Source organism: Leptolyngbya sp. ST-U4 (assembly GCF_039962215.1).
Taxonomy (GTDB): Bacteria; Cyanobacteriota; Cyanobacteriia; order Elainellales; family Elainellaceae; genus Leptolyngbya_A.
In genome coordinates, this window is the sequence record NZ_JAMPKZ010000049.1 from 1 (window position 1) to 18,873 (window position 18,873).

12 protein-coding genes are annotated in these 18,873 nt (G+C 46.9%); 1 reads left to right on the forward strand and 11 read right to left on the reverse strand.

Features of this window, described 5'->3' with window-relative positions; genetic code table 11:
- Positions 1-300 (forward strand): transposase (locus NDA02_RS26345; protein WP_242067184.1); only part of this gene is annotated, 300 nt, incomplete at its 5' end.
- A 41-nt stretch (positions 301-341) separates the two neighbouring features.
- On the opposite strand, the gene NDA02_RS26350 is transcribed toward NDA02_RS26345, so the two are convergent.
- The 11 genes from NDA02_RS26350 to NDA02_RS26400 all read right to left on the reverse strand — a co-directional run bounded on the left by NDA02_RS26350 (position 342) and on the right by NDA02_RS26400 (position 17,858).
- On the reverse strand, positions 342-1,091 hold the full coding sequence (locus NDA02_RS26350; protein WP_348249113.1) for an SDR family oxidoreductase: 750 nt from the start codon (positions 1,089-1,091) through the stop codon (positions 342-344).
- A gap of 148 nt (positions 1,092-1,239) precedes the next feature.
- The gene (locus NDA02_RS26355) at positions 1,240-2,061 is read right to left on the reverse strand and encodes an alpha/beta hydrolase (protein ID WP_348249112.1); all 822 of its coding nucleotides are present in this window, start codon (positions 2,059-2,061) and stop codon (positions 1,240-1,242) included.
- A gap of 148 nt (positions 2,062-2,209) precedes the next feature.
- A complete protein-coding gene (locus NDA02_RS26360; RefSeq protein WP_348256201.1) occupies positions 2,210-2,599 on the reverse strand; it encodes a DUF6130 family protein in 390 nt (129 codons plus the stop codon).
- A 281-nt stretch (positions 2,600-2,880) separates the two neighbouring features.
- Positions 2,881-3,873: an alpha/beta hydrolase gene (locus NDA02_RS26365; RefSeq protein WP_190789583.1), complete on the reverse strand. Its 993-nt coding sequence runs from the start codon at positions 3,871-3,873 to the stop codon at positions 2,881-2,883.
- Positions 3,874-4,038: 165 nt separating this feature from the next.
- Positions 4,039-5,478 carry a SidA/IucD/PvdA family monooxygenase gene (locus NDA02_RS26370; protein WP_348256202.1) on the reverse strand — a complete coding sequence of 480 codons (1,440 nt, stop codon included), beginning with the start codon at positions 5,476-5,478 and terminating at the stop codon, positions 4,039-4,041.
- A 550-nt stretch (positions 5,479-6,028) separates the two neighbouring features.
- Positions 6,029-6,658, reverse strand: a complete 630-nt coding sequence (locus NDA02_RS26375; RefSeq protein ID WP_190790637.1) for a response regulator transcription factor — start codon at positions 6,656-6,658, stop codon at positions 6,029-6,031.
- Positions 6,655-9,465 (reverse strand): PAS domain S-box protein, encoded by a 2,811-nt coding sequence (locus tag NDA02_RS26380; RefSeq protein WP_190790636.1) that lies wholly within the window; start codon positions 9,463-9,465, stop codon positions 6,655-6,657. Before NDA02_RS26380 ends, NDA02_RS26375 begins: the two co-directional genes overlap by 4 nt.
- 38 nt (positions 9,466-9,503) lie before the next feature.
- On the reverse strand, positions 9,504-9,755 hold the full coding sequence (locus NDA02_RS26385) for a thioredoxin domain-containing protein (RefSeq protein ID WP_347277829.1): 252 nt from the start codon (positions 9,753-9,755) through the stop codon (positions 9,504-9,506).
- Entirely contained in the window at positions 9,719-10,087 is a 369-nt protein-coding gene (locus tag NDA02_RS26390) for a thioredoxin domain-containing protein (RefSeq protein WP_277879049.1), read from the reverse strand. Before NDA02_RS26390 ends, NDA02_RS26385 begins: the two co-directional genes overlap by 37 nt.
- Positions 10,088-10,367: 280 nt before the next feature.
- Positions 10,368-10,997: a response regulator transcription factor gene (locus NDA02_RS26395; protein WP_190791475.1), complete on the reverse strand. Its 630-nt coding sequence runs from the start codon at positions 10,995-10,997 to the stop codon at positions 10,368-10,370.
- A gap of 6 nt (positions 10,998-11,003) precedes the next feature.
- On the reverse strand, positions 11,004-17,858 hold the full coding sequence (locus tag NDA02_RS26400; RefSeq protein ID WP_348256203.1) for an AAA family ATPase: 6,855 nt from the start codon (positions 17,856-17,858) through the stop codon (positions 11,004-11,006).
- Positions 17,859-18,873: the final 1,015 nt, after the last annotated feature.

Genomic DNA, 18,873 nt, shown 5'->3' on the forward strand with positions numbered 1-18,873 from the left:
AAGCGCAAGTTGCTGTGGATTGTGGACCGGCATCCAGTGCATTGTTCAGGGGCAGTGAAACAGTGGTTGGACGAGCACGAGCAGGAGATCGAACTGCTGTACCTGCCGCCATACTCGCCGCAGTTGAACCCAGCCGAGTATCTCAACTGTGATGTGAAGCAGGGGGTGCGTGCCAAACCACTGACTAGAAATCAGGCTCAGTTGCAGCAGCGAGTATCGTCTCATTTGCATAAACTCCAGAAGCTCCCACAGCGAGTCATGCGATATTTCAAGCATCGGTTTATTGCTTATGCTGCATAACTTCATGCCTCTTCTATGATTGCCGGGTTAATATCTGGATCTTAAATCTGTGCCATACCCCCATCAACAAATAACTCAATGCCGTTGACAAAGCTGCTGTCGTCTGAAGCCAGAAAAACAACGGCTTTGGCAATTTCATCAGGTGTGCCGACTCGCCCTAATGGAATGGTGACAGCCTGGCTATCTATGAATTCCTGCAACTGCTCATCACTCAGTCCTAAGTGATCGTAACCGGGAGTCAGAACCACGCCAGGACTAATGGCATTCACCCGGATCTGGCGTTCTTTAAGGTCGAGTATCCAATTACGGGCAAACGATCGCACGGCAGCTTTGGTGGCGCTGTAAACGCTGAAGGCTGGAGTGCCTTTGATGGAAGTGAGCGAGGCATTCAGGATGATTGAAGCCCCCTCTGGCAACAGCGGCAGTGCCTTCTGCACAGTGAACAGCAAACCTTTAACATTGATGCTGAATGTTTTGTCAAATTGTTCTTCAGTGATTGATCCGAGCGGGGCGATTTCGCCAACGCCAGCATTGGCAAAGAGGATATCGAGGTGTCCTTGCTCTTGCTTGATCGTAGCGAACAGTCGATCGAGATCTGCCAGATTAGAGACATCGCTTTGTACACCCCTGATATTCTCGCCGATCGCATTTACAGCGGCATCCAATTCAGCTTGACGACGACCTGTGATGAAAACGTAAGCCCCTTCAGCAACAAATTGCTTGGCAGTAGCAAGACCAATACCGCTGTTACCACCCGTGACAAGAGCGGCCTTTCCTTCTAGTCTTTTCATAGATTGAACCTCATGGGAATTCTAAGTTCGTATGAATCATTAAAGTGTTATCGATTGTTTGCAACGGACGTTGCAAAATGCTGCGTCACAACTTTGAGAACAGCAAATTTAACCCTTCAGTGTTGTTAATGTTCATCGGTTTTCCTTGCTATAGCGCAGTTGCAGCATGCTCGATGATCTCAGCGACAGCATCCGAATGAGAAATCATCACGACATGGGATGCGCCATTTACAGCAACGGTTTCCTTTGAGTTGGCCCGTTCCGCCATGAAAGCATGCACCGCTGGAGGAATGTTCAAGTCGCGCTCACCATAAATGAACCAGGACGGGATAGATTTCCAGGCGGGCGCACCAGAGGCTTCATTAAACGCGGATTCCATAATCGGACGCTGGGTACTAGCCATTAGCTCGGCGTCGCTAGCGGGTAAATCTGCCGCAAATTGAGCGTGGAACTTGCTCTGCTGAATATATAGATCTTTGCCACCATCGGGCAATGCAACCGGTGGCGCGAGGGTCAGTGTAAGCGTGCTACCCGGATAACGTCCTGAGAGTTCGGCGGCAGTCTCACCTTCCTCAGGAGCAAAGCCAGCAACGTAGACCAGTGCTTTCACGTTGTTGTTACCATTAACCGCGTTGGTCGTTACCGAACCTCCGTAGGAATGTGCAACCAGCACGATGGGACCGTTGATGTCTTTGAGGACGCTAGCAACATAATCTGCATCGCTCTTGACGCCACGCAGGGGATTAGCTACAGCAACCGTTGGGTAACCCTTTGTGATCAGTTTAGCCAATACACCATTCCAACTGGAAGACTCGGCGAATGCGCCATGAACAAACACGATCGTGGGCTTATTGGCTTGTGCGCTGGCAGGATTCATGATGTTTCCTAGGGAGGTGATTGTAATGGTTCCTAAAAAAAGGATGACAACCAGAAACAGGCGAATGCCGTTCCTGAAGGTGGGCATATTCATGTTGTGATTTCCTTTGAATTTATTTCGTTGGATAGGGTGCAACCGTGATATGAGAAATTGACGGATGTAGGTTGCGATAACGTTCGTGAAGCGTGTGCTTTGCACTCAGCGCTGCGAAGTGTCGATCGCATCATTTCACAGGCCTGACTCATCGCTTAACATGGGGCACTGTAAACGTGACTGTCTCACTGGTAATCGCTTTGTGCGTGGGATCTGCTAGTTCGATCAGCACCTTGTGTAAACCAGGTTTCAGACCAACCAGAATGATTGTTTCACCACTGGAATCGACAAAGTGCCACGGCGCATCGTCAACCGTAATGTGGATATGACCAATGCGCGGTGATACATGAAGGGCACCTTTGCCGAATACGGGCAGTACTCGCAGGTTCTCTGTCCGATACTGGATGAAAACACGACCCTGGGACAGCGGTTCGGGCAGCGGTGGATCGACAATTAGCTTAGCGGGTGCTTCATTTTCGATCGCGATCAGCGGAGATGAGCCGATGATATCCTTGGCGCTTGGGGTATAACTGTCCATTGTAGATAGGTGTTCAAGTATGGTTTTCATACCAGGCCCTTGGAGAAAGAGGAAAATTCCAAGATTGTCGCTTCGGAAAAGGTGTTAACGTTTTTTTGATCGCGATTTTTCATTCTCACAAATTAGGCAAAGATGAATTGCAGTCGTGATGGGAAAGATTAATTGTCTCTGACTAATCCAAGGAAGATCGAATTAGTCAGAGCAGTCTCACGCCTATGATGACCAAAACCTAATAAGAACGAGAATGACTGATAACTGGCAGCCAAAGAGACGATCGCAGCCTATTGTAGGTGTTTCTTCAGTTCAGCAGCAGCCTGGACAAACAGAGAACGAACTGCCGGAACCTCGGCTAAACCATTCAATAGTCCGAAGTCATGAATCATGCCGTCGTACTGCACAAGCGTCACGTCTACTCCAGCTTCGTCAAGCTTGCGTCCGTAGGCTGTACCTTCGTCGTGCAAAATATCACTCTCTGCCACCTGAATTAAGGCTGGTGGTAAGCCTTTCAATTGCTCAACCGTCGCCTGTAGAGGAGAAGCATGGATCTCTTTGCGTTTTTCTGGGTCAGGGATGTACAGGTCATACATCCACTTCATTGTGGGTGCGGTTAGGTACCGTTTGTCGCCAAATTGGTGATAAGAATTCGTTTCAAAATCAGCATTGACGAGCGGCCACATCATGATTTGTAGCTTGATGTGCGGTCCTCCTTTTTCTTTCGCCTGCAAAGCAGTTACTGCTGTCATATTTCCGCCAACACTGTTGCCGACAACTGCCAGGTTTTTCCCGTCAACGCCAATTTCCTCACCATGCTCAGCGACCCATTTAGTAGCGGCGTAGATCTCATTGATAGCCTTTGGATACTGAGCATCTGGCGTGCGCGTGTAGTTGACAAAAACAGCCGCAAAACCAGAAAGCACAACGAGATCACGAACCATGCGCTTATGGGTTGGATAATCACCCAAGACCCATCCACCACCATGAATAAACATAAACACAGGCAATGTACCTTTGACCCCTTCAGGTCGCACGATATTGAGTGTAATTGTGTAACCATCAGCAGTAATCGTCTTCTCAGACTCTTCAATGCCCGAAAGATCTACTTGAACAGAAGCTTGTGCATCTACGAGTACTTGACGCGCTTCGAGTGGAGGTAATGTCTCTAGAGGCACACCTGCTGAATTCAGCTCTTTCAAAAACGCCTTCACCTCCCTAGAAAGACGTGGATCATCTGCAACTTCCAAAATCTTTGCTTGTGAGTTTACTTGAGCAACCATGACATTCTCCTTTGATATGTAGTAAACAATCCATTGAAATGACACTGTTAAGTGAATTGATGTAACAGTGATCCTTGATCAGCAGTGATTGTGAAATGGCAATCACTTTCTACTGACATCGTTTCCCAGCCGGAACTATTTGTTGCTGGTGAAAAGGTTATCGACCTAACGCGTCGCTGCCCCGATCGGTTGTTTCCACACCGCAGCAGCATAGAGCGAGTTCTCAAAATCGGGGGCAACATCGCCTGTGATACGTGCCTCATGATGCGCCCAGTCCTCAAAGAATAAGTCGTGACTGATGCGCGATACGATTGCGGGCACGTCGCGACGAATGCTATGTATGTCACCGACTGGCAAGCCGAAGCTGACCAAACCAGCAGGATTAAATACATGAATGTCTTTTAGATAAGGGGCAGTGCCAGGTACTTTTTCTTGGTATTCGTGGGCGCTACCGAGGTAAGGGTGCATCCCAAAACCGTCGTTGCGCAGGTCTTCTGGTGGCTCGTAGCGATCGCGCCAGAGGGCAATATGCTGAGCAAAGTCAGCTAGTTCGGGACGCTTTGTTGGGTCAACGAAATAACCAGTGCCAGCGATCGCAAAATCAAACTCGAAAACATCATTGTTTACCTGGATGGCAATGCGATCGCCCATTTTCTGTGCTGATTTCCAGGGTGCAGATAGATGGATGTGAAAGTTCGGGAAAGCGATCGCTCGCTCAATCGACTTCGGGGGTGGTGCGGTACCTGCTTGATGAAAGCGCCAAGCCTGCAACCAGCGGGCTGCATCGGGTAGTTGGGGATAGTTGTCGTAAGCACCAGGGTAATCTCGTATCCGAAGTACTGACAGCGATGCGATCGCCGACCGCCGTACAAATAGGTGTACTGCCTTAGCTCCCGATTCCAGCGCCACTCCTGCTGCATCGAAAGCTGAAGCCGCCGCACCCAGCACTGCCACAGTCTTACCGCGCAGTGCTTCAAAATCAATGGCATCGGCGGTATGGGCGTACAGCGTGCGGGGTAAGTCAGCCAGTACTGGAGGGATGTATGAACCACCAGTACCAGCCACGCCATTGGCGAAGATAATTTTGCGTGTAGTCTCCACCTTTGGGACACCATTTACCTCAAGGTGTAGACGGAAGAAACCTGTGGCTGGCTCTATCCGTACCAACTTCGTCTGGTAACGAACCTGGATACCGAGAAAATGCCGATACCAGCTGAGGTACTCAGCCCAAGTCACCCGCTCAATGCGATCGATCTCTGCATAAGCTGCCGCACCATGCCGCGCTTCGTACCAAGCCTGGAAGGATAATTCTGGGATTCCTAGTTCTGGACCAGGCAAATTCTTTGGCGTGCGGAGCGTTCTCATCCGCGCTCGCGTCAACCACACGCCTGCATGAGCTTCGTCATCTGCTGCATCGATCTCTGTCACGTCACCGATTCCAGCACGCCGCAGCGCAAATACAAAGGTGCTACCGCTGCCGCTGCCACCGATTATCGTGACATTGTGATCGATGCCAGGGCGATCGGATACCCAGTTCTCGGGATCGGGACCAAGCAGGCGTAGTGCCTCACAGGCAGCAAAATTGGAATCGATCGTTGTTGTCATGTCGATCTCCTCAGATCTGGTCGCGATGGATAAGAAATTGGAGAAGAATGGAATAGCAAACAACTAACTTGTTACCAGGTTCTTGTTTGCGGATTTGGATGCGCTAGAACGTGTTATGAACTTGTTAGGCTAGGTAAACTAAAGAGAAACCTGAGTAACTTGCATTAACAATGGCTACTGTCAATTGCTCAATGTTCTAGCGATCAATATAGCAAGTCCCCCTTGTCGATAATTTCGCTCAGAGGCAGGAACAACCGGTTGATTGCGATTGTTAGGTACTTCAGCAGAAATGTCGTAACTCATTCTTAATTTGAAGAATGGAGCATTCACGGTACAAACAGCACGGTGACATCTCTTTTTTTCAAACCTACAATTGTTTGTAGGTTCTCGTTTGTATGTTCTTAATGTAAAAGGCAAACTCAAATCTGTCGCCAATTCAGAGTTTATGTTTTGAACCACAAGATGATCGCTATTTGAGCAATCTCAGGTGTTGGCATAACATCCACCTTAAGTTTAAATTTATCAACCACCTCAAGTTCACATCACTAGGCTACAAGCTGGTGATTCCTCGCTTTAAAGCAATAATGGTCGCTTGCGTGCGGTCTTTCGCTCCCAGTTTGCTCAAGATATGGTTGATGTTCGATTTGACGGTGCTTTCAGCAATATTCAAAGCAGCGCTGATTTGAATATTGCTCATCCCCTGAGCTACCAACTGAAGGACTTCTAGTTCGCGACCGCTCAACTCTGGATGGTTTATCCGCTGCGCTAGTTTAGCGCCAACATGAGTGGGAATGTACTGCTGACCCCTGTGAACAACATGAATAGCACTAAGGAGTTCGTCAGGTTCGGCATCCTTAAGTAGATAGCCTTTGGCTCCAGCGCGTAATCCCCGATAGATATCTTCATCTCCATCGTAAGTCGTCAGGATAATAATGTGGGCATGGGCAAACTCAGCACAAATTGCCATCGTTGCATCCACACCACTCACCTGCGGCATCCGTAAGTCCATTAAGGTGACATCGGGCTGTAGCTGGCGGTATTGGTCGATCGCTTCCTGCCCATTACCCGCTTGACCCACCAGCATCATGTCTGGTTGATTGTCAATCATTGCAACCAGTCCTTGTCGCACAATTGCGTGGTCATCAACAATCAAAACGCGAATAGCTGTGGGCTGACTCATGTTGCTGCCTCCCGTTGTATAGATACGATCACTGCTGTTCCCTGCCCCAATTGGCTCTCGATCGAGAGCAGGGCGCCAATGTGTTCCGCTCGTTCGGTCATACCCAATAACCCAAATCCCCGGCTGAGAGTGGTAGTGTTAGCTTCAAAGCCTCGTCCATTGTCTTTAATGCGTAAATGGCACGAGGTGGGTTCATAAACTAATTCAATCTGAATTTCCTTCGCCTGAGCATACTTGATTGCATTGGTAAACGCTTCCTGTCCAATTCTCAAGAGGTTATTCTCAGCGTCAGCGGGCAACGCATAGGGCGTGCCGATCACCTCATAAGTCAGGCAGGATTCTGTTGAGGATTGCATCATAGCAACAAATTGCTCCAGCGCTGTCCACAAGTTGCCATCTTCTAGTAACTGAGGACGCAATGCTGCAACGGAACGTCGAGCCTCTATCAGTCCGTTACGAGCCAGCTCACGCACGATGTCAATGTGAGTTTGTACGGCTTCTGGTTTAATGGTCACTAACTGAGAAACAGTTCCCATGTGAACCAGAACACCTGTAAAGGCTTGCGCTAGCGTGTCGTGGATCTCGCGCGCCATGCGGTTACGTTCTTCTAAAATTGACGCTGCTTCAGCACGTTTGCGATCGCTAATATCCAGAATCACCCCCAACATTCGTACAGGCTGTCCAGCTTCGTTATAAATGCCTCGCCCCCGACCCACCAACCAGTGAATAGTCCCATCCGGATAAATCACTCGATATTCAGTTTCAAAATCGGTATGGGTTGCTAGTGCGACCGCAACTGCTTGCTCGACTCGCTCAATATCCTCTAAGTGAACCCGATCGCGCCATGCTTGATAGCTGCTCTTCACTTCCCCAGGAACTAACCCCAGCAATCGAACGTGATTATCATTCCACTCGGTTATATTCTCTACGATGTTCCAATTCCAACTGCCGATATAGGAAAAGTCCATGGTCAGTCTGCGTTGCTCTTCGCTCTGTCGCAAGGCGTTTTCAACTTGCTGGCGCTCTTCGATCTCCTGGGAGAGCAGCAACGTTCGCTCAGTGACTTGCTGTTCTAAGGTCTGACTGTATTCGGATAAAAGCTTCTCTGCTTGCTTACGGTCGGTGATGTCTTGAAAGGCTGCGATCGCATACAGAATGTTGCCAGATTCATCAAAAATTGGAGTTCCCCAACTTTCAATCGGAATGATGCGATTCCCCTGATGAATTTCGATATCATCTACACTGCCCTGTTCGCCGTTTAGTGCTCGTATCATCATCAGTTGTTCAGTTGGGTAGGGGCGATCGGTTCCTGCCACATAGAGTTGATAGGCTTCGGCAATTTGTTCTGGGGAGACAGACGGCAGCACGCCTTTGCCCAAAAGTTGGATTGCCTTCTGATTTGCGTAATAAGGGTGACCTGTTGCGTCCAGAACCGCAATTCCTACCGGAATCGACTCTAAAATTTTCTGAAGGCGGGTTTCACTTTGGGCGAGAGTCTGGTTTAAAGACTGCATTTTAGCAAATGCGATTTGAAGCTGCTGTGCCATCTGGTTAAACGATCGAGCTAGTTCACCCAAATCACCCGATCGCTCAATTTCTACCGTCTGATCCCATGCACCGTCTGCTAGCGCTTTTGCTGATTGGCTGACGCTGACAATTGGTTTAGTGATCCACCGTGCAATTAAAATGCAGATCGCAATGCCAAGCAGCAAAGCGGCAATACAAAGCAGAATCGTCGTGTGAATGTTCTGATTAATCTTTGCCATAAAATCGGATTCAGGCAGCACCGTGACAATCAGCCAATCTAGCCCACGAGTATCTTTGAATGGCATTACCTGAATTAACTGCCGCCTGCCATCGAAATTAAAATCAAGCTGTTCCGCCGTTTGGATCTGCCACAAATTGCTGAAATGATCGCGCAAATAAGCAGCAGTCGCTCGCACGGTGGGGTTACGGCTCTCAACTGCAGACAATCGATTTGCCACCGCTCCACTACTGATAATCGCCTCTCCGGTGGAGGTAGCAACCAGTTGTCCCGATCGCTCTAGAATAAAGGCGATGCCTGTTTTACCGATTTGCAGGCTCGCTAAAAAACGGCTCATCTCATTAGGCAGAAATACATCGGTGGCGCAGACTCCCAACAGCGATCGATCAGCAGTGCTATAGACAGGCGTACTGGCAGTGATCGTTGGCAATTGGCTGGCAAAGTCGGCATAGATTCCACTCCAAACCGGTTCGCCTGCCGTCACTGCTGCTTTAAACCAGGGACGAAGCCGCGCATCGAAGGTTTTGTTACCTTGACTGACTAACTGGTCTGGCTGGCCATTGCGATCAAGGCTGTAGCCGTAGAGTTTATGATCTGTAGCAACATTACTCGATCGCAGTTCAATTGAGTTATCGGCAGGGCTGCGCCGCACTCCCAAAAGAGACCCGTTGCGATCGCCACAGTAGATATCACTCACCATTGGATAAATCTGAATTTGCTGCCAGAGTGGAAACTCACCTTTGACGGCGCTAGCGTCAATTTTTCCCTGAGCGAATGTGCTGGCATTGAGCCGATTGATGTTATGGGGTATCTCGGTGTAGGTTTGTAGCTTGCCTTCGATCCGGTTCGTCAGTTCGCGCCGTAGTTGACTGGCGAGATCGTTGATAGCTTCCTGTCTATTTCTGAAGGAAAAATACCCCACTAGTCCGACCGTCACCAACGTTTGCAGCACAAACGGCACAATCAAAACCGTCTGCAATGGCACCGTTCTAGAAATTTGAGCTACAACTTGCTTGAGGAACGCATTGGATAAGGAAATCATGATAAGAGCCGCACTGATGCAGTTGATTAACGAAACTACTAGTCGTGGAAAGCTTTAGTGATCGCAATGAGTAACGGCTCAAACTCTAAAGCGTCTGTATACTGCACGCCATTGATGAACAAAGCTGGAGTGCTAATCACCCCACTATCCATGCCGCTGGTAATGTCTTGATTGATATGAGCGACGTACACTTTCCGGGCAATGTCTCGAAGAAATTGAGTCACATCAAGCCCTAAACTGTCAGCGTATTCTGCTAAATCTCCATCCCCAGCTCTTGCTGATGCTTCAATAGCATCTCGTGCATCTGCCTAAACTGCCCTTGTGCTGCTGCCTTTTGAGCTTGAGGATGGATATGAGATTGAGGAAAATGTCGGAATATAAAGCACAAAGAATTTTCCCCGGATAAGGTCGCCTCAAACTCGCGTTGAATTGCCTGAATTGAGATGTAAAGTTCACCACATTGAGGACATTGATAATCCCCATACTCAACCAGCACAACATGGGCATTCAATGATCCTTGCCGATGGTCTTGCTCACAAGGGAGTACAACTAATTGATTGCGTTCACTCTGTATCTCCGTTGGAGAATCGCTAAGTGCATCGTCAGAAATAATATCGCTCATTCTAAATTCTTGAGGAAAAAAGATTCATCGCGTGTACTCTGAAATCTTTTCTCTTCAACCCTACAATCATTTGTATGGGTTTAGTGTATGAGGCTTGCTTAGGATTGTAGTCAATTTAAGGTCTGTATTTTGATCGACTTGAGGGAGTAGAACGAACCAAACTTAAGTTGGAGTTTGAATCAAACTTTGGTTTAATTGCCTGCTTCGTAAACCCATATCCTTCGCTCTACAGTAATGACGGGCAACAATTGCTGACCTAGGCAGAAAACCATCTTTGTTTTTACAAGTTAGCAATTCCGCGTCTCAACGCAATAATGGCTGCTTGGGTGCGGTCATTGACATCTAGCTTGCTGAAAATTCGGTTAATGTGAGTCTTCACGGTACTTTCACTAATCTTGAGAGCCGTGCTAATTTCCTGGTTGCTCATTCCCTGCCCGACTAACTGGAGAACTTCTAGCTCACGATCGCTCAGTTCTGGAGCAGTTATCCGTTGGACTAGCTTGGCAGCCACATTGGGGGGAATATACTGTTGTCCCCTGTTCACGGTACGAATTGCTGTTAATAGTTCCTCTGGCTCAGAGTCCTTCAGTAAATATCCCTTTGCTCCTGCTCGCAATCCTCGATAAATCTCTTCATCAGTGTCATACGTAGTCAGCACAATAATCCGGGCGTTCGGAAACTCACTACAAATAGCTGTAATTGCCTGAACACCCTCTATTCCAGGCATCCGTAAATCCATCAAGGTCACATCAGGCTGCTGTTGCTGAAACACTGCGATCGCCTCATGCCCATTTCGCCCCTGACCCACAATGATGATATCCGGAGCCTTCTCTAACATCCCGATCAAACCCTGGAGAACAACGGGATGATCGTCCACAACAAGAACGCGAATGCGGCTGGGCTGATTCATGCTGACTTACTCCCGATTAATAGATACCACGATCTCTGTCCCTTGCCCTAAGTAGCTTTGAATCTTTAATTCAGCCTTGATGCGTTCAGCCCGTTGTGCCATCCCCAGTAGACCAAAGCCATTTCTCATCGCCTGGTTTTCTATATCAAATCCCTGCCCATTGTCTTTTATTCGTAAGATGCATTGGGTCGGTTCATAGACCAGTTCAATTCGGATTTCGTGCGCCTCGGCATATTTGATTGCATTGGTTAAAGCTTCCTGCCCAATCCGAAACAGATTATTTTCCAAATCGCAGGATAGGGGATAGGTTGTACCAATAACTTCGTAGACGATTTGGGTTGCGATCGAGGAGTCCAATTGAGCAGCAAGACGGCTTAATGCATCCTGTAAGTTACTGCTCTCTAAAAGGTATGGGCGGTGTAGCGCCTCTACTGAACGACGTGCCTCCGCAAGCCCAGAACGAGCTAAGCCGAGGATCTGGATGAGGAGAGTTTGCGCTTTTTCTGCATCCGTCGTTATCTCACTGGAGGCAGATCGAGTATGAATGATAATACCTGTAAATGCCTGTGCTAAAGTGTCGTGGATTTCCCGTGCCATGTGGTTGCGCTCTTCTAGAATGGAGGCTGCTTCGGCACGTTTGCGATCGGTGATATCTCTTGCCAGCCAAATGACAGAATGGTCTGAAATGGGAGAAATGCGAGTTGCAAACCAGGTTTCCCGTCTTCCCATCACCAAGCTATATTCTACTGTTAGAGGTTGCTGAGTGAGCAATGCTTGCCGAATATAGTCAAGAAATGTATCGGCTTGCGATCGCTCAAAAATTTCGTATAACGTTTGAGCCACCTGTTCGTCGATCGGTTGATGTAATTTCTCTAAGAGAATTGCTCTCAAAATACGCCCTTCTGCATTCACGACCAAGAGCGGATCGGGCATTGCTGAAAAGAGCGCACGAAGCTCTGCTTCAGAGGCTTGCAATGCTATTTCTGCCTGTTTGCGTTTAATTCCCAATGCAATCTCACGAGCTGCAAACTCCAACGCCTCAAAGTTGGGCACCGGAATGGGGTGTCGAGTAAACATCGCGATCACGCCAATAAGCTGATCATCCAGCAGTATCGGATAGCCCGCAAATGCTACCATGCCTTCTCGTTTTGCCCATTCTTGATCAATAGATGGCTCATCAAACACATTGTTGGTCAACAGAGGATAGCGATCCTGAGCAATTTGTCCAACTTTGAAGCTACCTACGGGAACTTGACTGTAGGTGCCGTCAAGACGGGTATACATCCCTGCACTGGCTTGTAACTCCAAAACATTCTGGTCTTGATTTACCGTCCAAATCCGAGCAAATGCCGCATTAAAGTGCTTAACAACGGCTTCAGCACAGCGATGCAGTATCAAGGGCAAACTAGCACTTTGAGCAAGGGCACTATCCACATCGGCGCGAAAAGCGGAGAGGATTGCCTGTTCCCGAAATTGAGCCTCGGACTGGCGCAACACTTCTTCTACTTGTTTGTGAGCGCTAATATCTGTCATGAGACTGTAGAAACCTCTCACCTGAGCATTGTCATCGAAATCAGGAATAAAGGTTGCGCTGATGCACCGCTTGCCAGGTGGAAAAGCGACTTCTGTTTCTAGATGTACTGTTTGCCCTTCAAACACCTGATTGACATACGGCTCAACCCGTTGATAAACCGCTTCACCGAAAAGTTGGCGAACAGGGTTGCCCAGAATTTCATTGCGGCTACGGTTAAACCAAACCTCATAGGTACGGTTGATGAATTGATAACACCGATTGGTATCTACGTAGCTGATCAAAACTGGTAGAGCGTTGGCAATCAGTCGTAATTCCTGTTCCCGATGGCGCAGTTCTGCTTCGCTTTGCTGTAAAGCTGCCGTTCGTTCTGCTACCTGTTGCTCCAGGATACGGTTGTAATCAGCTAACAGTTTCTCCGATCGTTTCCGCTCCGTAATGTCTTGAAAAGCCACAATTGCGTAAGCCACGTTCTTATGTTCGTCAAAGACTGGAGTTCCGCATGCCTCAATAGGAATAATCGCCTCGCCCTGGTGAATCTCTAAATCATCCCTTCTTGTACGTTCGCCTTTCAACGCTCGAACGATTGGCATCATCTCAGATGAACAGGTTTGATCCGTTCCAGCCTGGTAAACTTGATAAACTTCTGGAAGTTGATCGGGTGTTACGGTAGGGTCAACGCCTTTGCCTAATAGCTGAATGCCTTGTTGATTGAAATAGTAAGGGCGACCCGTCGTATCCAAGACCCCAATCCCTACGGGAACCGCCTCTAGAAATTGATTGAGCTGATTTTTGCTATCGCTTAGCTTTGAGTAGAGTTTAGCATTTTCGATTGAAATGGCTGCTTGGGTTGATAATAGATGCAAAACCTGCGATCGCGTAGCGTCTCCGGAGAATCGTTCTGGTGTGAAGGCTCCAGCCGCTAATTGGTTTTCTAGGTACAACACACCAACCAATTTACTTTGATTCAGCAGTGGTAAACAGAGTAGTGATTGAGTTTGGTTGCGTTGAATGTAAGGATCGTTGATGAAATTTCCTTCATGAGTTGCATCACTTAAAATCACAGATTGATGAGTTCGGATCACATACTGAATGACTGATTCAGGCAAACGGTTTACAATTGGAATCGATTGCAACACTTGCGTAGCCGAGACTTGCTCACCCTCATTGAGTTCACAAGCAGCCTCAATTACCCATTCTCCTGAGTTTTCTAAAATCAAGCATCCGGTTTGTGCACCCGCGTTCTCAATTAGGATCTGCATTAGAGAATGGAGTAATCGCTCCAATTCAATCTCACTCGAAATCGCTTGAGTTGCTTTCATCACTGTCGCTAAATCGAGAGCAGTATGTGAGGTACTTGAGATGGTTCCGGTCGTGGTGCAAACTGGTGTAGAAACTACGTTGGAAGACTGAGGAAATAGCTGCGGATAACGAGTTTCTAAATCTCTAACCTTTGCGATTGCTCCCCATCGTTCATAGCAATAGTGAGCTTCCTTCATGTAAAGCTGGGCAAACTTTTCTCTACCACGAGCTAAGTAGTGTTTGGCGGCTAATTCATAGGCTAATGCTTCTTCTTGCAGATACTCGTTGTTCTTGGCTCCTTGAATGGCTTGTTCATATAAGTCTTCTGCTTCAGAAAGTTGACCCAAGACTCGCGCGTTCTCTGCCTCAACGAGATGAAACTTGTGTAAAAAGTTTTCTGGACAGCTATCCGACCATACTTTCAAGCGCTCCTGATTTGATCGAATCTGTTTCAAAGCGTTCCTTTGTTCTGCTTGAGATGAACCAGGATACAAGTTGAGTAGAATCAGAGAACCATAATAGAAATAACTACTGTAGGTTGTAAATCCTACAATAGAATTTAGGATCTTTTCCGCTTCAACAAGATAATAGCGTCCTTGCTCAAAATCTGCTGTTAAACAGGAAAAATGCATTCTGAGAATGTAATAAAGACAAATTGAAAACTGTATTTGTGAGGTTTCACCCTGATGAACTATCTTTTCTGTCTCCCTGAGCAATTGATCATGCTCCTGTGCCGCTTGCCCTAAAGCAAGTTTTGCAATGAAAAATCTAGCTGCAGCCAGTGCCACCTTCGCAAGCTCGTCCTGAATCTGCTCCGCCACCAACTGATATTTTTTGTTGTCTGCTGCAACGGTTGTTAAATTTTCTCCTTGAAATAAGCGATTAAAAATGTTACCGACTAAGTTATAGGCTGCAAATTGAACATTTCCCGACTCCATGCTTGCCAGAAAACCTTTGTAATTGATCGTGGCTGCCCCTGCTAAAGGCTTTGACCAAACTTGAATAAAGCCTCCAAACAACATTTCAGCCTTACACTGCTGAGATTTACTGTTTAGCTTGTAGCTAAGCTGCACTGCTAAATCTGCAAACTCATAGCCTCGTTGATATTGCCCTTCCATCAAACCTAAGAGAAGACCATAATTTGCATAAGCCTTAATAGACTCAGCGATATTTCCATGTTCGATGGAAAGACGAACTACTCTTAAACTGACGAAGCAGTAAAGTTCAATATTAGCCGTAATGTAAGTTGGTATATCTACAGCAATTAGCAATCTAATCATTGCTTGAATCACCGGATCGCTCACTGTTGGTAAAGTTAAAAGCGAGGAAATTGAGCGATTTTCTAAGCTTTTGGCAACAGCAACAAACTCTTCACGGACTAGTTCCGTCAATTTTTTGCCCTTAATCTCAATTCCCAACTCATGCAACCCGATCAAACCTGTTTGAACTGCTTCCTCACATTTGCCTTGTAGGGTATATTGAGTGATTTGAAAAACACGAATATCTGCGCGATCAACGGCAGAAGAAATATGCTCTAAAGCAACTTTGGTTGTAGCGTTTAATTGCTCATAGCTAGCATTGCTCAACTGTGCTGCACAGAGAGTCCGATACAGGTTGAACATCAAGTCGTACTGGCTCATCCAGACCGATGCTTCGAGTAAGCCAATACCAGTCTCAAGATACCGAATCGCGGCTTCATAAGCTGTAGAAGAGATGGCTTTTTGAGCGGCAGCCAAATTAAGTCGTGCTATTTTCTCCTTTTCATCTTTCTGGGTCAAAAGGGATTGACCGAAGTTGATGTGGTTGACAATATCAAAAAGCATCTCACTTTGTTCGACCTCAGAGAGCCTGCTGAGCAGGAGTTGCCCAATAGAGTAGTGCGTTACTTGCTTTTGATCCTCAGGAATCAAAGCATAGGCAGCCTGCTGTACTCGGTCATGCAAGAACTTATACTCTTGAACTAACAAGTCCTCATCTAATTCAGACAGGGGTTGAATGAATCCTCCTTGTACCGCTGGTAGTAAATCCTGAAAAACCGTTTTGGGCGACTTCTCATATATAATCGCTAACGTATCTAAATCAAATTCGGCTCCGACACAAGCGGCTAAGCGGAGAATTTGCCGAGTTTTTTCTGGTAGTTTCTTCAGCTTTACGAGCATTAACTCCACTACATTATCGGTGATGTTTTGAGCTTTGATCTGAGCAATTTTCCACCGCCAGCTTAAATTTGACTCATCAAAAGTCAACAGACTTTCGCTATATAGCATTCTCAAAAATTCGCCGACAAAGAAAGGATTGCCCTCCGTTTTCCGCAGCACTAACTGGGCTAGAGCACAAACGGTTTCAACATCCTGATAGAGCGTCTCAGCAATCAATTGGCTCAACGGCTCTAGCGTTAAAGGTGCCAGGATAATCTCCTGAAGCATCACCCCTTGTTGTTGCAGCCTTTCCAGCGTTAATGCCAATGGATGCGTTGAATTTACTTCATTATCTCGATAGGCTCCAATTAAAAATAGATATTGGGTCTGCTTATCCAGCAGCATCAGTTCGATTAACTTCAGTGTGGCGGAGTCTATCCACTGCAAATCATCCAAGAAGATTACGAGTGGATGTTCCTTAGAACAAAACACTCGGATAAAATGCTGAAAGACGCGATTGAAACGATTTTGAGTTTCCGCAACTCCCACTTCCGGTACGGATGGCTGCTTACCCGTAATTAACTCAACTTCTGGGATCACATCAATCATGATTTGCCCGTTACTTCCCAAAGCGGTGAGTAGGCGCGATCGCCACTGTTGCACCTGCTCATCGGGTTCACCAAGGAGTTGCTGCACCAATTTTCGTAGGGCATTGACGATGGCGCTGTAGGGAACATTGCGCTGGAACTGGTCAAACTTACCAGAGATAAAATAACCGCGCTTTGCTGTGATGGGTTTGTAGAGTTCTTGTACTAACGCCGATTTACCCACTCCGGAATAACCAGAGACTAACATCATTTCAGCAGACGCCGGAACATTGTCAATCCATACATCTCTGTGTCTCTCTATCTCCGTGTCACTTCCCCCTGTTACTCCCTCAAATACTGCCAATAATGCGGCTATTTCCGTGTCGCGTCCATACAACTTCTGGGGAATTTGAAACTGGTCTGAAGTATTTTGCAGCCCCAGTTGGATGTAATTAATCTGGCCGCTTGCTGATAATTGTTCAGCACACTGTTCCAAATCTGCTTTGATGCCCCAAGCGCTCTGATAGCGATCCTCCGCATTCTTCGCCATCAGTTTCAAGATGATGTCTGAAACAGCTTCAGGGATCGTTCCATTGAGTTCATGCGGTGGAGTAGGCTGTTTAGCAATGTGACAGTGGACTAACTCTAAGACATCTGTTGTGGGAAACGGCAGTTGTTCAGTCAGCAGCTGGTAGAATGTCACTCCGAGTGAGTAAAAATCGGTGCGGTAGTCGATCGTCCGGTTCATCCGCCCGGTTTGTTCCGGAGAAAGATAGGCGAGTGTGCCTTCTAAAACGTGCGGACTTTTGAACGTCGGATTTGTGCGACTGAACTGAGTGGCAATGCCAAAGTCAATGATTTTGACAACGCCCGTATCGGGATTTAGAACAATGTTTCCAGGATTAATGTCCTTGTGAATAACATGAGCAGCATGGATTTTGCCTAGAATATCTGTGAGGTTGATGGCAAATTGGAGAAACGTGTCTAAGGGCATGAGACAGAAGCCTGAACGTTGCTGTCTCCAGTAATCTAAGGACTCACCCCCAAAGTCCTCTAGTAGGATAACGAGGGTACGCTGATACGCTTGCTGGTTGTAAGCTTTGACCACGCCTTCTAGATTTAGAGAACGGGTAATCGCATATTCGTGTCTGTAGCGCGTTAATTCTTGAGGAGAGGGATAATCTTGCTTCAGTACCTTGATAACAAGCGCTCGGCCATCTTCCTCACTGATGCCCCGATACACCAGAGACACCGAACTCTCGTAGATCTTGCGTTGAATGGCAACTCCAGGTAAAGCAATCATTTGAATTTTCTCCTGATGAGGTCATGCCTCGGCTCTAACAAGCAACTATACTCATACCGCCGTAGCGATCGCCTACCACCATCCTTTGTTGTTATAGTTATGTTTCATTCTTCAACATTCGTTCAATTCACACCACTTAAGTTTGTTTAAGTTCACTTGAGTTCATTAAGTTGACCCTCAACTTAATGTAGCCTGGTCGCCTGAAATCTAAAAGGATAGAGAACTTCATACCTGATGTGGAATTTGAATTTGGTCTAGCTACCTCTTAATTAATAAAGTTTTATTACGGTAGTTTGGCTGGAACCTCTATGGTTTGTTCGGGTACCACGCTCGTTCTCAATGATTCTGATGTCATCGCAAAAGGCTAGACTCTATCGGGAAGTTGACCTGACGACGAAAGGATGGGATAGACATGAAGCTCACACCACCTACTAACGCTAGGTGGTGTCGGGTGCTAACCTATAGCTATCTGACTAGTCTATAGGTCACACGAACAAGCCCAGATGTGGATGAGCAGATGATTTGGCGCAATTAGCAAATGAATGGCGTAAATTTCTGATCTTCTGCTAAACAAGCGTTTTGAGCTTCAGAGGTAAGATATTGATGCTCCTTGGCTTGATTTGTCTCAATATCTGAAAGCCTCAAACGATACTGGCTTCAAAGGTTTATAAAGTGCGCAACTGATTTGCAAATTGCGCAAGTTTTCCGGTTGTGTCACAAAAGTTTATTAAGGACAAACGATCGGTATCGTTAGCATTCTCTTAAGCAGCAATTCCAAGGAGCGCTTCGATAAATTTCACTTGAGACACACTGTCCCCTTGTTTGACTCCTTTTACTTATCCCTTTCTCATCATATTCATCGCCTCGATTCCGCTCAACGTTCTTCTTGCCCTATTGAATAGACTTGTCGGGAAATAAGCAAGAATAGAAGGCAGAAATGGGATAAGCAAATGCTGGATATTGAACGGGTGCTGACACAAGACCGCTTGCTGCGCGCTTTAACTGGCTTGAATCG

What these genes read in the sequence shown, in the direction of transcription:
- NDA02_RS26390 (WP_277879049.1), bottom strand. Translation starts at nt 10,087, where the DNA reads ATGAGCGATATTATTTCTGACGATGCACTTAGCGATTCTCCAACGGAG.
- NDA02_RS26380 (WP_190790636.1), bottom strand. Translation starts at nt 9,465, where the DNA reads ATGATTTCCTTATCCAATGCGTTCCTCAAGCAAGTTGTAGCTCAAATT.
- NDA02_RS26375 (WP_190790637.1), bottom strand. Translation starts at nt 6,658, where the DNA reads ATGAGTCAGCCCACAGCTATTCGCGTTTTGATTGTTGATGACCACGCA.
- NDA02_RS26370 (WP_348256202.1), bottom strand. Translation starts at nt 5,478, where the DNA reads ATGACAACAACGATCGATTCCAATTTTGCTGCCTGTGAGGCACTACGC.
- NDA02_RS26355 (WP_348249112.1), bottom strand. Translation starts at nt 2,061, where the DNA reads ATGAATATGCCCACCTTCAGGAACGGCATTCGCCTGTTTCTGGTTGTC.
- NDA02_RS26400 (WP_348256203.1), bottom strand. Translation starts at nt 17,858, where the DNA reads ATGATTGCTTTACCTGGAGTTGCCATTCAACGCAAGATCTACGAGAGT.
- NDA02_RS26350 (WP_348249113.1), bottom strand. Translation starts at nt 1,091, where the DNA reads ATGAAAAGACTAGAAGGAAAGGCCGCTCTTGTCACGGGTGGTAACAGC.
- NDA02_RS26360 (WP_348256201.1), bottom strand. Translation starts at nt 2,599, where the DNA reads ATGGACAGTTATACCCCAAGCGCCAAGGATATCATCGGCTCATCTCCG.
- NDA02_RS26395 (WP_190791475.1), bottom strand. Translation starts at nt 10,997, where the DNA reads ATGAATCAGCCCAGCCGCATTCGCGTTCTTGTTGTGGACGATCATCCC.
- NDA02_RS26365 (WP_190789583.1), bottom strand. Translation starts at nt 3,873, where the DNA reads ATGGTTGCTCAAGTAAACTCACAAGCAAAGATTTTGGAAGTTGCAGAT.